Origin of the sequence: Acinetobacter brisouisimilis (assembly GCF_000368265.1) — a bacterium.
Lineage (GTDB): Bacteria > Pseudomonadota > Gammaproteobacteria > Pseudomonadales > Moraxellaceae > Acinetobacter.
This window is the reverse complement of sequence record NZ_KB851219.1, coordinates 533748-551841: the sequence shown is the minus strand read 5'-3', so window position 1 is coordinate 551841 and position 18094 is coordinate 533748. Positions and strand designations below refer to the sequence as shown.

The window sequence follows — 18094 nt, the reverse complement described above, 5'->3', positions numbered from 1 at the left end:
AACAAATAAAAAGCCACCTTACGGTGGCTTTTTAGCTTGATTAAATCAATGATTAACCAATAAATTTACGTGCATTACGGAACATACGTAACCAAGCACCATCTTCTGCCCAGCCTTCTGGCGCCCAAGAATGTTGAATCGCACGGAAGTTACGTTCAGGGTGCGGCATCATAATCGTTGCACGACCATCTTTAGACGTTACACCTGTAATTGCATCTGGTGAACCGTTCGGGTTCAATGGATAGTGTTGAGTTGGTTGACCAAGGCTATCAACATAACGTAAAGTTACTTGATGTCCTGCTTGTAAGCTTGCCAAGTTTTCAGCGCTTGCCACAATACGACCTTCACCATGCGCAACCGCGATTGGTAAAATCGAACCTTCCATACCTTGCAACAATACAGAAGCTGATTTTTCTACACGGACATTCACTGCACGCGCTTCAAACACTTCAGAAGTGTTACGGTGGAAACGAGGCCAAGCATCTGCACCAGGAATTAATGGTGCAAGTTGTGAAATCATCTGACAGCCATTACACACACCCAAAGTAAAGGTATCGTCACGATGAAAGAATTTTTCGAACTGGTCACGCAATTTCGCATTGAACAAGACTGATTTTGCCCAGCCACCGCCAGCACCCAGTACGTCACCGTAAGAGAAGCCACCGCAAGCCACTAAGCCTTCGAAGTCATTTAAGTCAACTCGACCTGCAAGCAAATCACTCATGTGAACATCGACTGTGTTAAAGCCAATTTTATCAAATGCAGCCGCCATTTCAGTTTGACCATTAACGCCTTGTTCACGCAAAATCACCATGCTTGGACGGCGCATGTTCAGGAACGGCGCTTCTACAGGCTCATTCAAGTCATATGTTGGCTGTGCAATCAAACCTTTGTGGTTTTTATCTGCAATCAACGCAAACTCTTGATCAGCAGTTTCAAAGTTGTCACGTAAACGCTGGATTTGATGTGAAACTTCTGCCCATGCCTGTTGTAACTCTGCACGGTCTAAAGTTAAGCCATTGATGCTTAACTGGTCGCTGTTATTCACTTGACCAACAACAGTAATTGCATCTTTCAAGCTTGATGCTGCAACTTCAGCTTCAAGTGCTGCCCAGTCTGCTGTTTTGATTTGTACAACTGCACCAATTTCTTCAGCAAACAGGCTTTCAGTGCTTTGGTTTTCCAAAGCCACACCCAAGCGTGAAGCAAACATCATTTCAGCAACTGTTGCCAACAAACCACCATCACCGATGTCATGGTAAGCTTGGATCAGACCACGATTGTTCCAGTCTTGAACTAATGCAAAGAATGCTTTGAAGTCATCAAAACTGTCTACGTCAGGTGTCACTGAACCGATTGCTTTATAAACTTGAGCAAGGATCGAACCACCTAAACGGAACTGACCTTTTGACAAATCAATACGTACAAGCACTGAATCATCAAGCTGTTTCAATTCTGGTGTCAATGTTTTACGAACATCCAAGACTGGCGCAAATGCGGTAATGACACCTGTCATAGGTGAAGTCACGGCTTTATCGATGCCTTCATCTGTCCAAGTGGTACGCATTGAAAGTGAGTCTTTACCCACTGGAATAGCAATACCCAACGTAGGGCACATTTCCATACCAATCGCTTTCACACCTTCAAACAAGGCTTGATCTTCGCCTTTTTGACCTGCTGCTGCCATCCAGTTCGCAGACAACTTAATGTCGCTGATCTGTTCAATATTGGCACACATGATGTTTGAGATTGCTTCAGCCACTGCCAAACGTGCAGATGCTGCTGGGTTAAGCAATGCAACTGGTGGACGTTCGCCCATCGCCATTGCTTCACCTGTATAACCTTCAAGGCTTGTGGTAGTCACTGCTGCATCAGCAACAGGAACCTGCCAGCGACCAACCATTTGATCACGTGCAACCATACCTGTAATTGAACGGTCACCGATGGTGATCAAGAATGATTTAGATGCAACAGTCGGGTTTTTCAAGACACGGAAAATCGCATCTTTCAAATCAACTTTCGATGCATCAAACTCGTTACCTTGACGTTCAATGGTTTCGTAAGAACGTTGCATACGTGGCGTGCCACCCAACATCACTTGCATTGGGATATCGACTGCTTTGTTCTCAAATAATGGATCTTCAACAGTAAGATGACGTGCTTCAGTCGCTTCACCCAGTACCGCAAACGGGCAGCGTTCGCGCGCGCAAATAGATTCAAACTGTGCCAAAGACTCTGGATGAATCGCCAAGACATAACGTTCTTGTGCTTCGTTTGACCAGATTTCCATTGGGCTCATGCCAGGCTCAAGCGATGGAATCTTACGCAAGTTCAACACTGCCCCCAACTCGTGATCATTCACCAGTTCAGGCATAGCATTGGATAAACCACCAGCACCTACGTCATGAACAGAAACGATTGGGTTGAAGTCTTCCAAGCGCCAGCAAGTATCGATGACTTCTTGGCAACGGCGTTCCATTTCTGGGTTTTCACGTTGTACAGAAGCAAAGTCAAGGCTTTCACCCATCGTACCGCTATCAACAGAAGACGCAGCACCACCGCCAAGACCGATCAACATGGCAGGCCCACCAAGTACAATCAGCAAATCGCCTGGTTGAATCGCATCTTTCTCGACATGGTCAGGACGAATATTACCGTAACCACCTGCGATCATGATTGGCTTATGGAAACCTTTCACTTCACCATTAACATTTTGTTCGAAGGTACGGAAGTAACCGTTCAGGTTTGGACGACCAAATTCGTTGTTAAACGCTGCGCCACCCAAAGGACCTTCAATCATGATTTGTAATGGCGATGCCATACGTGAAGGTTTGCCGTAGTTGTCTTCCCAAGGCTGTTCAAAACCAGGAATGTTCAGGTTAGATACAGTAAAGCCTGTTAAACCTGCTTTTGGCTTACCACCACGACCTGTCGCGCCTTCATCACGGATTTCACCACCAGAACCTGTTGCCGCACCTGCAAATGGAGAAATTGCAGTCGGGTGGTTGTGGGTTTCCACTTTCATGAGGATGTGTGCGGCTTGGCTCTTGTATTTATAAATGTAATGACCTGTTGCTGCGTCTTGTTTTGGATAAAAACGCATAGTGTCATAACCAACAATCACCGAAGCATTGTCTTTATATGCTGACAACACATCATTTGGTGATTCTTTATAAGTGTTTTTAATCATCTGGAACAAAGACAATGGCTGTTTCTCGCCATCAATTGTCCATTCAGAACCAAAGATTTTATGACGGCAGTGCTCAGAGTTGGCTTGAGCAAACATCATCAATTCGATGTCGTTCGGGTTACGACCCAATTTGGTGAAAGCCGCAGTCAGGTAATCAATTTCTTGCTCTGACAATGCAAAACCAAACTCTTGGTTCGCTTTAACCAATGCATCTTTACCTTCACCCAAAATATCAATTGCATTGAGTGGCTTTGGTGCAGTCTCTGAAAATAGTGCTTGAGCATCTTCAATCTGATCAAACACAGTCTCTGTCATGCGGTCATGCAATACGAGCTTTACAGCTTTTGAAACATCACTTACGCCTTTTAGAGTAAATAAAAGACCACGTTCTAAGCGGTGCACAGGTGTATTACAGTTTTTGAAAATATCGGTAGCTTTAGATGACCACGGCGAAATTGTCCCGACACGTGGAGTCACTAAAATTTGAATTTCGTCGGCTGCAGCCTGACGCAACTCAAAAGACTGACCATCATTTAAAAGTTGTAAAGCTGACTGATATTGCTGCTCGTTGAGCGCTTGATCAAACAGATAAACCCATTGGCTATCAAAAGACTGAACAGAACTAATTGACGTCAAACGTGATAATAGTTGAGTTTTCTTAAAAGAGGAATGCGCTGAGGCACCGGCCACGATAAACATGTTGATTTTAGCTCCACGGGCTTGTCATTAATGACGTTACCGCAATGTGACTTAGAGAGAGCGCATATTCTACTGTGAAAAGCCCAAATCGGCTAGATCAAGAAATAAAATTATGTAATCGAATTTCAAAGAAGTCTTTATTTTTACAAAATATTTTTTTAGATTGCTTATTTTAAATGCAATTTTTTTTTCAAATCGAACCAACTGTATAACAAATAGACAACAGAAAGGACTTTTTCTGTGGTCTCTGTTCAAATTCAAATAGAAAATAGTCCTCTTTCTATGATTTATACTCTCGTTGTATTTCCCCCATAACTGGAGTACAAAGGAAAATTAAAATCTCAATTATCAGTCGCAAGTTTATAAATACACATTCAAAGCACGATCTCCACGCTTATATTAATGCACCTCAACATCAAATAACGAACCAACCCAGAAACTAAACAGCATCGCCAAAATCCCCCAAACCACAACTCGTAACGCACCTTTCCAAACGCTATTTCCTCCGACATAACTGGCCAGTGCACCTAAAATTCCCAAAGAAATAATCCCCACACTGCCCACACCAATTTGAATCCAGTGCGCAGGAAAAATCAGGATTGCCAACAGTGGACACACCGCACCTACAGAAAATGAAAAAGCTGAAGAAAAGGCGGCTTGCAAAGGTTGCGCTAGTGTTTGTTCAAAAATCCCGATTTCATCACGGGCATGGGCTTGTAAAGCGTCATGTGCCGTCAGTTGTTTAGCCACTTCAACAGCCAAACTCGCCTCCAAACCACGCTGTACATAGATTCTGGTGAGTTCTTTAAGTTCCTGATCTGGATTGTGATGCAATTCATGCGCTTCCATTTTCAGGTCAGCTTGCTCAATGTCTTGTTGTGACTTAACTGAAATGTATTCACCTGCCGCCATGGATACAGCACCCGAAATCAAACCTGCAATACAGCTCACCAGTAATGTTTGTGCAGATGCACCACTTGCGGCAATTCCGATCACCAAACTGGTCACAGAAATAATGCCATCATTTGCACCGAGTACCGCAGCACGTAACCAACCTGAGCGTTCGGTATAATGTTTTTCGGTATGAGAAGAATGTCGTGTCATTATTATCGACTCTAAATTTTATGATTGTACTTAGCTTTTATATAGCAGAAATTAGTCATTGCTTCGACATTTATACGAGATAAACTGCGCAGCATCTGCAATTACGACAAGTCATGACGTTATGCTCTAGAGTCTATAGCGCTTTTTTGGCATGATGTCTTTTTACAAGGAATAAAAACTGAATTCATGAGACAAATGCGTTGGTTAGAATTGCTATCAGCAATCCGTTTAGGTACAAAAAAAAGTCGCAACGAATTAGGACGCAGCCCATTTCATAAAGATTATGATCGCATTATTTTTTCACAAAGTTTCCGTCAATTAAATAGAAAAACTCAAGTACATCCCCTTACCCAACATGATGGCGTACATACACGTCTAACCCATTCACTCGAAGTTTCCTGTATCGGACGTTCACTCGGCATGATGGCAGCCGAAAAAATCAAAGATGATTTACCCATGTGGATTACCCCTGCCGATGTCGGAGCCATCATCCAGGCAGCCTGTTTAGCACATGATATTGGCAATCCACCGTTTGGACATGCAGGTGAATACGCGATTCGCGAATGGTTTGATGATGCTTCACACACCGACTTTCTCACCGAATTAAGCCCAGAAGAACAAGCCGATGTACGTCAGTTTGAAGGCAATGCACAAGGTTTACGCTTACTAACCCGCGTTGACTACCATCCTGACAACGGTGGCATGCGTTTAACCTGTGCCACCATTGGCGCATATTTAAAGTATCCATGGTTGTCTAAAACCATTGAATCTCAGGGCGACCAGCCTTCTCACCACCGAGCAAAATTTGGCTGCTACCAGACCGAAAAAGAAATTTTAAAAGAAATTTCCGAACAGCTTGGGCTGATTCAACTGGGTGAATATCATTATTGCCGTCATCCACTCACTTACTTGCTCGAAGCTGCCGATGACATTTGTTATGCCCTGATTGACTTAGAAGATGGTATTAGCCTAAACATTCTCAGTTACCCAGAAGTTGAACCGATCTTTTTAAACTTAATTGCCGACTACGGCGTACCTAGCGAACTCTCTGTGCCGTGGAGTACATGGCAACAAAAAATTGCAGCTTTACGCGGACGCGTCATGAAACGCCTTGTCGATGAGGTCACGACAGCTTTTGCCAAGCATCAATACCAGATTTTAACAGGTCAACTCGAAGGAACACTACTGCAATACTGTTCTGCCGATATTTCAGAGGGTATTGAGCAAGCAAAAAATCTGGCACGTGAAAAAATCTTTAAGCACAGACAAAAACTAGATTTAGAAATTGTTGCACACATGAGTTTACAATCTATTCTCGATGCCTTTATTCCACTGACTGTTCCAAACAAGCAACTGAGCTTTAAAGATCAGCGTATGATGTCAATTTTGCAGCAATCTGGCGCAAATTTTGGGGTAAATCACTACCAAAACATCATGCAGGTGCTCGATATTATCAGTAAGTTTTCAGACCATGAAGCATATGACCTCGCGCAAGTTTTGCAAGGTCGACCAACCTCTTTTATATAATTTCAGGAAATATTGACATGATTGGCTGCTTAATTGGCGAAATTATCTCCATCGAAACTGCACCAAGCGTTTTATTAAATGTGAATGGTGTCGGTTATGAAATTGATACGCCACTTTCAACTTTTTGCCAATTACAAAAGGGGCAAAAAGTGACACTATGGACACACCTCGTTGTGCGTGAAGATGCACAGCAATTGTATGGTTTTTTAGATACTCAAGAAAAAAGTATTTTTAAAACTTTACTCAAGGTTAATGGTGTAGGTCCAAAAATGGCACTGGGGATTTTATCCACATTAAGTGTCGAACTACTCATTCAAACGATTGAACATGATGACGTAAACACTTTGGTCAAAGTACCTGGAGTGGGCAAGAAAACTGCTGAACGTTTATTAATTGAATTAAGAGATCGCGTTAAAGGGCTATCTGGTTATCAGACACAGAATCATCCAAATAGCACTTTACAACTTTCTGGCAATTCTGCAGTTGCAGAAGCCGAAGCAGCATTACAGTCTTTGGGCTATAGACCTGCCGAAGCGCAAAAAGCAATTGCTTTAGTCAAAGATCAATATACCGATGTCGCAGACCTGATTCGTGCAGCACTTAAATCCATGATGAAATGATAAGCACCATGCAAGATCGATTAATTAGTAGTGTAGAAAAAACAGAAGATCATATGGATCGGGCCATTCGACCAGCAACACTTGCCGATTATGTCGGGCAGCCTGTTGTCTGCGAGCAAATGGAAATTTTCATTGGTGCAGCCCGTGGTCGCGGCGAAGCACTGGATCACACCTTGATTTTTGGTCCTCCAGGTCTGGGAAAAACCACACTTGCCAATATTATTGCCCGTGAAATGGGTGGTAATCTCAAATCCACCTCTGGTCCAGTCCTTGAACGTGCAGGTGATTTGGCAGCACTGTTAACCAACCTCGAAGAAGGTGATGTGCTGTTTATTGATGAAATTCATCGTCTTTCTCCAGTGATTGAAGAAATTCTCTATCCTGCCATGGAAGATTATCAGCTCGACATCATGATTGGTGAAGGTCCTGCTGCGCGTTCGATTAAACTCGATTTACCGCCGTTTACTTTAGTGGCTGCAACGACACGCGCGGGCTTACTCACTTCACCATTACGCGACCGTTTTGGCATTGTACAGCGCCTTGAATTTTACTCTGTAGAAGACCTCACCTCAATTGTCAGCCGTTCAGCCATGCTGATGGATGTCCCAATGACGCCCGAAGGTTCAGCAGAAATCGCTCGCCGCGCTCGCGGTACACCGCGTATTGCCAACCGCTTGTTACGTCGTGTACGAGATTATGCACAGGTCAAAGGCACTGGTGAAGTCACTCAAGACATGGCGCAGCGTGCCCTTAATATGCTCAATGTCGACAAAGCAGGCTTAGACACCCTTGATCGCCGCTATTTGAGTATGTTGCTGGAGCGCTTCGATGGTGGGCCAGCAGGAATTGAAGCGCTAGCTGCAGCTATGGCTGAAGACAGTGGCACGCTTGAAGATGTAATTGAACCCTATTTGATTCAACAAGGTTTTGTCATGCGTACCGCGCGTGGCCGAATTGCGACCAATCAATCTTATTTACAATTTGGATTGACTCCACCTGAAACGTAATTATGGAAAACATTTATGACTAATCGTTTTGAGTTCAAAATACGTGTTTACATTGAAGATACCGATGCTGGAGGCATTGTTTATCATGCCAACCATATTCGTTATATGGAGCGTACTCGTACCGAATGGTTACGTGCTTCAGGCATTGATCATTACTGGCATCAAACCGATTACAACTTTGTTGTCCATAAAATTGATATCAAATATCACCGTCCTATTCTGATGGATAACCTGATCACTGTAACTGCGCGTGTTATTTCTTGTAAAACTGCGTCATTTGTATTGCAACAAGAAATTTATCGTGATGAAATCTTGCTGGCTTCTGGTGAAGTTGAACTCGCGTGCCTAAGCAAAGAGATGCGTCCACGTCGACTTCCCGATTATCTCCGTCAGTTGATTCAAGAACAATTGGATCAAGAAAAAGCATAAGTGACCTGTTGTACTATGGCAAATCAAGTAACTGCTACCCTGCATATTTCCGATTTAGTTTTGCAAGCAAGCCCCGTTGTTCAAGCTGTTATGCTGCTACTGTTTTTGGCTTCGCTATATAGCTGGTACTTGATTGCCAGATTATATTTAGGCTTTAGAAAAGCCCAGCAACAAGATGAACATTTTCAGAAAATTTTCTGGTCGGGCGCTGAACTCAGTACCCTGTACAATAATGCACAGCTCAATTCAAAACGTCATGGTTTAGAAGATATTTTCTATCAAGGCTTTGGAGAGTTTTTAAAACTTAAGAAACGCCATGCACCTTTGGTACAAACTATAGAAGGCACAGAACGCATTTTACGTGTTGGCTTAAGTCGTGATCAAAGCTATATGGAATCTGGACTCAGTGCTTTAGCAAGTATCGGTTCGGTTGCACCATATATTGGTTTATTTGGCACAGTCTGGGGCATTATGAATGCCTTTATTGGCTTGGCTGCGGTTGAACAAGTCACTTTGGCAACCGTTGCTCCTGGTATTGCAGAAGCCTTGGTTGCAACCGCAATTGGCTTATTTGCTGCGATTCCTGCTGTACTGTCATTTAACCATTTCACTGCAAAAAGTGAAGCAGTGTACTCAGACCGCGCGTTATTTTCAGAAGAAATGATTGCACTTCTGCAACGTCAATCTTTCAGTACCACACAGGATGCTGAATAATGGCAATCCAACGTTCTGGACGCTTCGAGCGTATTAAAAAACCTCTAAAAAGTGACATGAATGTTGTACCTTACATTGATGTCATGCTGGTTTTGCTGGTGATTTTTATGGTGACTGCGCCAATGATTACCAGCAGCATAAAGGTAGATTTACCTCAAGCCAGCAGCACCCCGTTTGAATCTAAAGACACCCCTGCTATTGTCAGTTTAAATAAAGATGGAAATTATTATTTAAACTATCAGGATCATCATAATGATCAGCCACTTTCGCTTGATCAACTCAAAGATATTCTGAGCAAGGCCCAGCAGCAAGCCAGCCAAAACCATACTCAGCTTAATGTATTGGTTAATGGTGACAAATCACGCCCATATGGCGATGTGGTCACACTCATGGCAAACTTGCAACAAGCAGGATTAGAACAAGTTGGCTTACTCACTGAGCCAGTGAAGTAACTTATGAAACAGATTCAAAAACCACCTTTTCAGCAAAAAGCGATCGCCATCGGATTTACCCTTGGCATACACGTGATTGCTGTTGTGGGATTATTGTATTTAGGCTTAAGCAAACCACCTGAACCGCCAAAAAAATTAAAAACTTATTTGGTTGATCCAAGTACTTTGCCACAAACAGAAAATACTGAAACAGCCACCGCACCTGAACAAGATTCAACTCAAGCTGCAGCCAAGGCTGTAGAAAAACCAGAGCCAACACCTGAGCCACAAGCCAAATCAAGCTCTGCTGATACTAAACAGCTTGCCGCACTTGCTGCAACAGTGGCGGCAGCCGAAGCCGCCAAGCATCAGGCAGCATTAAATGCTCAAAAACAAGCAGATGCAAAAGCCGCTATAGAAGCTAAAAAGCAGGCTGATGCTGACGCAAAACATCAGGCTGCCGAGGCACAAAAACAAGCAGCAGCCGAAGCAAAACACCAAGCTGCACTTGAAGCCAAAAAACAGGCTGCAGCGGATGCTAAACGCCAAGCCACTCTTGATGCACAAAAACAAGCCGTTGCTGATGCACGACTTAAAGCGGCTGCGGAGGCAAAACACCAAGCAGCATTAGAAGCTAAAAAACAGGCGGCTGCTGATGCGAAAGCCAAGGCTGCTGATGCAAAACGTAAAGCCGACGCAGACGCAAAACATCAAGCGGCATTAGAAGCTAAAAAACAGGCGGCTGCTGATGCGAAAGCCAAAGCTGCTGATGAAAAACGCAAAGCCGATGCAGACGCTAAACATCAAGCTGCATTAGAAGCCAAAAAACAGGCTGCAGCGGATGCTAAACGCCAAGCCACTCTTGATGCACAAAAACAAGCCGTTGCTGATGCACGACTTAAAGCGGCTGCGGAGGCAAAACATCAAGCGGCATTAGAAGCTAAAAAACAGGCGGCTGCTGATGCGAAAGCCAAAGCTGCTGATGAAAAACGCAAAGCCGATGCAGACGCTAAACATCAAGCTGCATTAGAAGCCAAAAAACAGGCGGTGGCTGATGCGAAAGCCAAAGCAGATGCAGATGCGAAAGCTCAAGCCACTAAAGATGCTGCCAATAAAAAGGCAGAAGCTAAGCATATTGCTTCAACTGCAAAGCGTGATTTTCAAAATAAAATCAAAAGTGTTTGGGATGTTCCATCAGGTTCTATAGGGAAAACAGCCAGTGTGCGTGTAACCTTAACAGCATCAGGTTCTGTGGCATCAGTCCTTGTCAGTTCAAGTGATCCAGATGTAAAAGCCAGTGTAGAAGCTGCTGTTCGCCGTGCTGCACCTTACCCGATGCCAAGTGACCTCGATGCACGTCGAGAAGCACAAAGCTTTAGTGCCACATTTACAGCAAGATAATCTCAAAACAAGTATGATCTTCTCAAGAAGGTCATACTTAAACTTAAAATCATGCTTAATTTAAAATCAACTTTTCAATATCTTTCAATCCGTTTAATGACACTTATCATTCTAAGTTCAGGTCATTCTGTATTTGCGAAACAAACCACTTCTATACTAGAAGCTTCCGAACACCCCCAAGCAAATACTCCACAACAAACTGCACGAGAAGCAATAAAACAAACTGACACTAATATTAAACATCCAAAGGGATTCAACACTAAACTGACAACAGCTGAAATTGAAGCCATTCAGGCATGGAAGAATTTATATAGACGTAAAATTATGAATGCTTGGAATGTTCCTCCACATAGTTCAGGACAAACCGCAAAAGTAGCCATTCAACTTGACTCTAAAGGCAATGTTTTAAATATCGAGATTCAAAATTCTTCAAAAGAAATGCAAGACAGTATTCGTCAGGCAATTTTACAATCAGCCCCTTATCCACTCCCCGATGCCATTCAATATCGACAATTTTTTTATATAACTTTTACAGCAAAGTAATAGTTTATTTAACTCGCATGGTTTAGATTGTGTAAAACCTTTTCACCCTAAGATCTGCATAACAATGATGGAAATGAAACGTCAGCATCTTCTTGCCTTAGCTTTTGTTGCAGGATTGGGCGCTACCCTATCCACAACGACCTCAGCTCAACTGCACCTTGAAATTGCCAAAGCACCTGAACAAGCACCTAAAATTGCGATTGTGCCATTTAGCAATGATCAAAGCATTTACCCAATCGTAGAGACTGATCTGAATCGTTCGGGACGCTTTAGCAGTGCATCACAAAACTTACCAACCAGTGGCAGTATTGACAATATCAATGCCGCCAGCTGGAAAACTACAGGTATTCCTTATGTAGTCGTAGGTAAAATTACCACAATCGATGCCAATACCAATCAAGTTCATTATCAGCTCTACGATGTAGATAAACAAAAATACTTACTCAATGAAGTTTTAACCGTACCGACTTCTCGCATACGTCAAGCCGCCCATATGATGAGTGATGCCATTTATCAGGCACTCACAGGCATTCAAGGGGATTTCAGTGGACGTATTGCCTATGTCTTACGAGATCCAAGTAATTCGGACAAACGCTACACTTTGCAAATTGCAGATACAGATGGTGAGCGACCATTTACAGTTTTGTCTTCACACTATCCAATTCTGTCGCCTGCTTGGACACCAGATGGTAAACAAATTGCGTATGTTTCGTTTGAAACCAAACGCCCTGCAATTTATTTACAGGATTTATCGACAGGACAACGTCAGGTACTCACTAACTTCAAAGGTTTAAACGGCGCGCCAAGCTTCTCACCAGATGGTAAATCAATGTTGTTTACATCATCTATGGATGGGAATCCTGATATCTACCGTATGGATCTCGCGACTCACCAATATCAACGCATTACCAATGATTCAGCAATTGATACCGAAGCGCGTTATGCACCAGATGGTAAGTCTTTTATTTTCACCTCTGACCGAGGTGGCTCACCACAGATCTATCGCTATACATTTGCCGATGGTTCAAGTAAACGTATCTCCTTCCGAGGAACGTTTAATGCACGCGGCACGCTCAGTGCTGATGGTCAAAAACTGGCGATGGTACATCGACCTGCAGGCAGTAGCTTTAAAGTTGCGATTCAGGATCTCAATTCTGGCGTGCTCAATGTACTCACCCCAACTGACCTAGATGAATCACCAAGTTTCTCACCAAACGGGCAAATGGTGGTGTACGCCACTCATGAAGGCAATCGCGGTTTGTTGTCGATTATTTCGACCAATGGCCAATTCCGTATGAACCTTCCAAGTGAGCAAGGTGAAGTCCGTGAACCTGCATGGGCACCTAAATAATTTCAGTTTTTATTACATATCGTGATATGTGGAGTATCCATCATGAAAACTTTAAAACTTCTTATCCTTCCAGTTTTGGCATCTACTGTAATTTTTACAGGATGTGCGAGTCGCAAGCCAACAACTCAAGTTAATCCTACAACCAACCCATCAGGTACAACAACAGTCAATACTGCAGGTTTAAGCGACGACGCAGCACTTGATGCGAAGAACTTAAAAGGTGCTTCAGCCAAAGGTGTTACAGATGCTAACCGAGCATTTCTTGCTCAACGTGTTGTACATTTTGGTTATGACAGCAGTGACTTGTCATCTACTGACTATCAAACACTTCAAGCTCATGCTGACTTTTTAAAAGCAAACTCTGGTTCTAAGATTGCACTAACAGGTCATACCGATGAACGTGGTACACGTGAATACAATATGGCACTCGGCGAACGCCGTGCAAAATCGGTATTTAACTATCTTGTTTCTTACGGTGTTAATCCAACCCAACTAGATACTGTAAGTTATGGTAAAGAAATGCCAATCAATCCAGGGCATGATGAAAATGCATGGAAAGAAAACCGTCGCGTAGAATTAAACTACGAAGCAGTGCCTCCTCTACTTAAATAAGTAACCCTGACAATAAAAAAGCGCTCAAAATGGAGCGCTTTTTTAATGATCGAGTATTTTTTTCGTAGTTTCATCAATTTTGCATGATTGCATCGATTCAATCAGATCATGTTTGTTAAATTCTTTGTATTCAGGTTTAGTCTCATAATTCGCCCAAGCTGATTTGACATTTTCATCAGTAATTTCATTAAAATCAATCGCTTCACTTGGCGTCGGCATGGCATCAAAAGTCTTTGTTGTCATAACGATATCCTCTTTCCTCTTGTTATGATTTTAAAATAGCATGTTCTACAAGACTTGCAAGCTGAAAAATAATGTCAATTGTGTCTATAAAATTTTTATTTTTTGCGGTTCTCATCTAAAATATGCCCCAGCCGTTCTAGCCAAGAACATATTGCACAAAATTTGGAGCAACCTCATTATGTCAACTGCCACATTATCCCACTATCTAAAACAACAACAGGGAAATCTTACACCAGAACTAGCCAGTGTCATTGAAACGATTATTGAGAGCTGCAAAACGATTGATCAGGCATTACAAAAAGGTGCCCTTGCAGGGATTTTGGGTAGTGCAGAACACGAAAATGTTCAGGGCGAAACGCAAAAGAAACTTGATGTGATTTCTAACCAAATCTTAATTGATGCTCTACAAGTTCATCCACACGTGGGTGGTTTAGCATCTGAAGAACTGGATACTTTTACTTCAGCACAGGAAAATGGTCAATATCTCGTTTTGTTTGACCCTCTTGATGGTTCAAGCAATATTGACATTAATATGTGTGTTGGCACAATTTTCTCAATTCTTCCTGCAAAAAATGCCGTGACCCAAGCGGAAGATTTCATGCAAGCAGGTGTTGACCAAGTTGCAGCAGGCTATGTCATGTACGGTCCATCGACCATGTTGGCACTGTCTGTAGGTGTAGGTACTGTTTTCTTTACCTATGATGTTGATAGTCAAGAGTTTGTATTAACAAAACAAGATATTAGCATTAGCCCTACAACTCAGGAATTTGCAATTAATGCATCTAACCAGCGCCACTGGGAACAACCTGTAAAACGTTATATTAATGAATTGCTTGAAGGTAAAACAGGCATTCGCGGTAAAGACTTTAACATGCGTTGGGTCGCTTGTATGGTAGGTGATGTTCATCGTATTTTATGTCGTAGCGGTATTTTCATGTATCCATATGACTTGAAAGATCCGAAAAAAGCAGGTCGTTTACGTTTGATGTATGAAGCAAACCCGATGAGCATGCTCGTTGAACAAGCTGGTGGTGTAGCAACGACTGGTCGTGTTCGTATTCTGGACATTCAGCCAACTGAATTACATCAACGTGTACCTGTGATTTTGGGTAGTAAAGATGAAGTTGAACTTGTTACTAGCTACCATTAATTGATTTATCTTTTCTTGTTTTAGACTTAGATGTAAGCTAAGCCTTACATCTAAGCGGTTATTACTATGTCCATGACTTTTCTTGCTTCAAAAGACAACGCAAAAATTAAACACCTGCGTTCACTGATTGAGCAAAACCAATATCGTAAAAAACATCAGCAAACCGTTCTTGAAGGCACACATTTGTGTCTAGCATGGTTGCAAACACATAAAAATATTGTTTCACTTTTTACCACCGAAGCAGCTCTAGAACACCCTGATCTGGAAAAAATCCAAGAGCAGTATCAAGGGCAAATTTTTATTATTAGTGAAAGTTTATATAAAGATCTCAGCACACTAGGCACTTCTCTAGCATGCCTTGCGATTATTGATATTCCAAAGCATGCCCAAACTGTTGATTTAAAAGCAGACACCCTTATTCTTGATGATGTTCAGGATCCTGGAAATGTCGGTACTTTACTGCGCTCGGCGGCAGCGGCAAATGTCAAACAGATCATCTGTACCAAAGGCGTTGCTGCACTTTGGTCTCCTCGTGTTTTACGCGCAGGTATGGGTGCTCAATTCTCACTATTATGCTTTGAAAATGCTGATCTCAGCTTATTATTACCTGATTTCAAAATTCCAGTTTATGTCACCAGCTCACATCGTTCTGAAAGTTTATATGCTCAAAACCTCAGCACACCTTGTGTATGGATTCTAGGCAACGAAGGACAAGGTGCTTCTGAATATGCTTTAGCTCATGCCAAAGCAGTTGCTATTCCACAACCAGGTGGACAAGAGTCTTTAAATGTTGCAATCGCAGGTTCGATCTGCTTATTTGAGATGGTGCGCCAACGCCAATAAATCGTTTCATTTATTTTACTTTAAGCCCTTTTTTACTCAAATTACTTTACACTGAAAAAATTTAGTAGAATTGTCAACCTTCCATGTTGTTTGAACGTTATTAGAAATACATTGTTGAAACAATATGGTGGGTATCCCATGACAGGATTTTCCATCTCTATGGATCTAACACCAAAAGAGACCAAGTCTGAACTTAGTCAGTCAAAAACGACTGAACAACGTCTTAAGTTTTTTATGCAAGACGTGACTGGTCGTGCCTTGGTCATGATGGAAAATGCGACACAGGGACAACAAGGTATTGCAATGGATCTGGTACAGGAAGCTTTTATCTCCTTGCACAAATCTTATGCTGATAAAGAAATTAATGAATGGTACCCGTTGTTCTACACTATTTTAAACAATAAATTACAAGATTGGCGGCGCAAAGAAGCACGAAGATCACAACCTTTTTCACTTTTCAAGAAAATCAGTCTTGATGATGACAGTGAAGAAATACTTGAAATTGAGGATCAGCAACAGCTCAATCCTTTTGATACACTAGATCAGGCAGTGACGATTGAAGAAATTCAACAGGCAATTCGCCAACTCCCTGTACGTCAACAGCAAGCCTTCATGCTGCGCGCTTGGGAAGGCTTTGATACCCAAACCACTGCTCAAATTATGAATTGTAGCGAAGGTAGTGTAAAAACCCACTATCACCGCGCTATACAAGGTTTAAGAACAGCATTAGCACACCTTAATCCACATATTGGAGGATCATCACATGAAGAATGATGATTTTGCAAAAAAAATTACGCAACGTCTTGACCACCTCGCAGAAACACATAAAGATAAAAATGTGTTGATGTATCAGGTCATTGAAAAAGTGCATGCAGAGAAAGCTCATCGCCACTCGATGTGGAAAATGACAGGCTTTGCACTTGCAGCGACCTTAACAGGGTTCTTGGTATTACCCACTGCGTTCAATTTCTCTGAGAAAACCCATCCTCAGCAGGCAATTGTCAATAACAATGCCAATAAGCTTTCACCACAAATGGTCGAAGATTTGGAAATGGTCATGGTATTTGGAGAGGATCATAATTCTCATGGCAGTTAAGAAAGTGACCTTAGCTTTTTGTGCACTTGCCTTCTTGCAAACCAGCTTTGCAGGATTTGAACGCTTTTGGCCATTTCACACAAAAAGTACCACAACTGCTCAAGTCGATGATAACTGGGATGAGTTGACAGCGGAGCAGCAAAAACAACTGATTCAGCGTTATCAAAATATCAAAGAGATGCCTACTCAGCAGAGTAACAGCATTCAGCAACGAATGGACTGGTTTACGCAACTACCAGAACAAGAACAACAACGTATGCGCGACGTATGGCAACAAATGAGCATACAGCAACGTCAAACCATGCGACTACGCATGCAAAAAGCCAAAACACTACAAGAGCGTAATTTGATCCGTCAGGAATATATGCAAAAATTCCAGCAGATCAATCACCCAGCGCCAACGCCCTCAAGTTAATGAGAGAATGATGTTTGCTGATATTCATCAATCAGTGCATAAATTTGACGTAATGTTGCATTTGACAACTTGGTTTTTTCACCTTTGAGTAGTTTTTCTAAACGCTCAACGGCCTGTAATAACAAAGATGCCTGATGTGGACCATTCAACAATAAATAATCAATGATTTGCTGATCGAGATGGACACCCCGACGTCCCAATACCGAAAGCACCAAAGCCTGTCGGTCAGCATATAAACTCCCATTGGGCAACTTCACACTCACAGCCTGTGTTAAGCGTGACTGTAGATCAGGTAACTCAAGTTTGAGTTCAATAGGAGCATAACGTGATGAAAATACCAACTGCCGACCTTCCTGATCACTATTATTAATCAGGTGGAATACGGCTTTCTGCCAGTGCTTTACACCACTAATTGCCTCGATATCATCTAAGGCAACCAAATCATATTGTTCTAATGAAGTAATTGCTTCAATTGGCGCATCCAGCAATTGCAATAATGAAACTTGAATGGCTGTTTTACCAATTTCACAATAAGAATCACAAATTGCCGATAGAAGATGGCTTTTCCCTGTCCCTGCACCGCCATAAACATAAAAACGGTTGACTAACCCTGCATGTAGCTGGCGAATTGCATCAATGACATGCCCCCAACTTGGCCCTGAAAAATCACTAATTCGGGCATCAAGTTGAGGTTCTATGTCGAGTTGTAATTGACGCAT

19 protein-coding genes are annotated in these 18094 nt (G+C 42.4%); 15 read left to right on the top strand and 4 right to left on the bottom strand.

From position 1 onward, the window contains the following. Window positions 1–52 precede the first annotated feature (52 nt). Together purL and F975_RS06260 are read right to left on the bottom strand one after the other, a co-directional pair. Window positions 53–3889, bottom strand: a complete 3837-nt coding sequence (gene purL, locus F975_RS06265; RefSeq protein ID WP_004751442.1) for a phosphoribosylformylglycinamidine synthase — start codon at window positions 3887–3889, stop codon at window positions 53–55. Between the two features lie 399 nt (window positions 3890–4288). Further along, window positions 4289–4993 (bottom strand): VIT1/CCC1 transporter family protein, encoded by a 705-nt coding sequence (locus tag F975_RS06260; RefSeq protein WP_004751440.1) that lies wholly within the window; start codon window positions 4991–4993, stop codon window positions 4289–4291. A 186-nt stretch (window positions 4994–5179) separates the two neighbouring features. On the opposite strand from F975_RS06260, the gene F975_RS06255 reads away from it, so the two are divergent. The 10 genes from F975_RS06255 (at window position 5180) to pal (ending at window position 13628) form a co-directional block, all read left to right on the top strand. Continuing rightward, window positions 5180–6520 carry a deoxyguanosinetriphosphate triphosphohydrolase gene (locus tag F975_RS06255; RefSeq protein ID WP_004751437.1) on the top strand — a complete coding sequence of 447 codons (1341 nt, stop codon included), beginning with the start codon at window positions 5180–5182 and terminating at the stop codon, window positions 6518–6520. Window positions 6521–6537: 17 nt separating this feature from the next. Next, window positions 6538–7140, top strand: a complete 603-nt coding sequence (gene ruvA, locus F975_RS06250) for a Holliday junction branch migration protein RuvA (RefSeq protein ID WP_004751436.1) — start codon at window positions 6538–6540, stop codon at window positions 7138–7140. 8 nt (window positions 7141–7148) lie between these two features. Then, window positions 7149–8147, top strand: a complete 999-nt coding sequence (gene ruvB, locus F975_RS06245) for a Holliday junction branch migration DNA helicase RuvB (protein WP_034425812.1) — start codon at window positions 7149–7151, stop codon at window positions 8145–8147. Window positions 8148–8162: 15 nt separating this feature from the next. Continuing rightward, window positions 8163–8576 (top strand): tol-pal system-associated acyl-CoA thioesterase, encoded by a 414-nt coding sequence (gene ybgC / locus F975_RS06240; protein WP_004751432.1) that lies wholly within the window; start codon window positions 8163–8165, stop codon window positions 8574–8576. A 15-nt stretch (window positions 8577–8591) separates the two neighbouring features. Continuing rightward, on the top strand, window positions 8592–9290 hold the full coding sequence (gene tolQ / locus F975_RS06235) for a protein TolQ (RefSeq protein ID WP_004751429.1): 699 nt from the start codon (window positions 8592–8594) through the stop codon (window positions 9288–9290). Beyond that, window positions 9290–9742, top strand: coding sequence for a protein TolR (tolR, locus tag F975_RS06230; protein WP_004751428.1), 453 nt, complete (start codon window positions 9290–9292; stop codon window positions 9740–9742). Before tolQ ends, tolR begins: the two co-directional genes overlap by 1 nt. A gap of 3 nt (window positions 9743–9745) precedes the next feature. After that, window positions 9746–11122 carry a cell envelope integrity protein TolA gene (tolA, locus tag F975_RS06225; protein WP_004751426.1) on the top strand — a complete coding sequence of 459 codons (1377 nt, stop codon included), beginning with the start codon at window positions 9746–9748 and terminating at the stop codon, window positions 11120–11122. 51 nt (window positions 11123–11173) lie between these two features. Further along, on the top strand, window positions 11174–11665 hold the full coding sequence (locus F975_RS06220; RefSeq protein WP_004751424.1) for a TonB C-terminal domain-containing protein: 492 nt from the start codon (window positions 11174–11176) through the stop codon (window positions 11663–11665). A gap of 67 nt (window positions 11666–11732) precedes the next feature. Beyond that, window positions 11733–13016: a Tol-Pal system beta propeller repeat protein TolB gene (tolB, locus tag F975_RS06215; protein WP_034425810.1), complete on the top strand. Its 1284-nt coding sequence runs from the start codon at window positions 11733–11735 to the stop codon at window positions 13014–13016. Window positions 13017–13058: 42 nt separating this feature from the next. Then, complete coding sequence (pal, locus tag F975_RS06210; RefSeq protein WP_004751420.1) at window positions 13059–13628, top strand: peptidoglycan-associated lipoprotein Pal; 570 nt, start codon at window positions 13059–13061, stop codon at window positions 13626–13628. A gap of 42 nt (window positions 13629–13670) precedes the next feature. Here pal and F975_RS06205 read toward each other — a convergent pair whose 3' ends face one another. Next, a complete protein-coding gene (locus tag F975_RS06205; protein WP_004751417.1) occupies window positions 13671–13871 on the bottom strand; it encodes an NF038105 family protein in 201 nt (66 codons plus the stop codon). 178 nt (window positions 13872–14049) lie between these two features. On the opposite strand from F975_RS06205, the gene F975_RS06200 reads away from it, so the two are divergent. The 5 genes from F975_RS06200 to F975_RS06180 all read left to right on the top strand — a co-directional run bounded on the left by F975_RS06200 (window position 14050) and on the right by F975_RS06180 (window position 17375). Then, window positions 14050–15021 carry a class 1 fructose-bisphosphatase gene (locus F975_RS06200; protein WP_004751415.1) on the top strand — a complete coding sequence of 324 codons (972 nt, stop codon included), beginning with the start codon at window positions 14050–14052 and terminating at the stop codon, window positions 15019–15021. 66 nt (window positions 15022–15087) lie between these two features. Further along, a complete protein-coding gene (locus F975_RS06195; protein ID WP_034425808.1) occupies window positions 15088–15864 on the top strand; it encodes a TrmH family RNA methyltransferase in 777 nt (258 codons plus the stop codon). A 159-nt stretch (window positions 15865–16023) separates the two neighbouring features. After that, entirely contained in the window at window positions 16024–16638 is a 615-nt protein-coding gene (locus tag F975_RS06190; protein WP_004751410.1) for an RNA polymerase sigma factor, read from the top strand. Continuing rightward, entirely contained in the window at window positions 16628–16960 is a 333-nt protein-coding gene (locus F975_RS06185) for a hypothetical protein (protein WP_004751408.1), read from the top strand. Before F975_RS06190 ends, F975_RS06185 begins: the two co-directional genes overlap by 11 nt. Then, the gene (locus tag F975_RS06180) at window positions 16950–17375 is read left to right on the top strand and encodes a DUF3106 domain-containing protein (protein ID WP_004751406.1); all 426 of its coding nucleotides are present in this window, start codon (window positions 16950–16952) and stop codon (window positions 17373–17375) included. The genes F975_RS06185 and F975_RS06180 overlap by 11 nt, the downstream gene beginning before the upstream one ends. Here the strand turns inward: F975_RS06180 and hda are convergent. Further along, entirely contained in the window at window positions 17372–18094 is a 723-nt protein-coding gene (hda, locus tag F975_RS06175) for a DnaA regulatory inactivator Hda (RefSeq protein ID WP_004751403.1), read from the bottom strand. The two genes, F975_RS06180 and hda, sit on opposite strands and share 4 nt — an antisense overlap.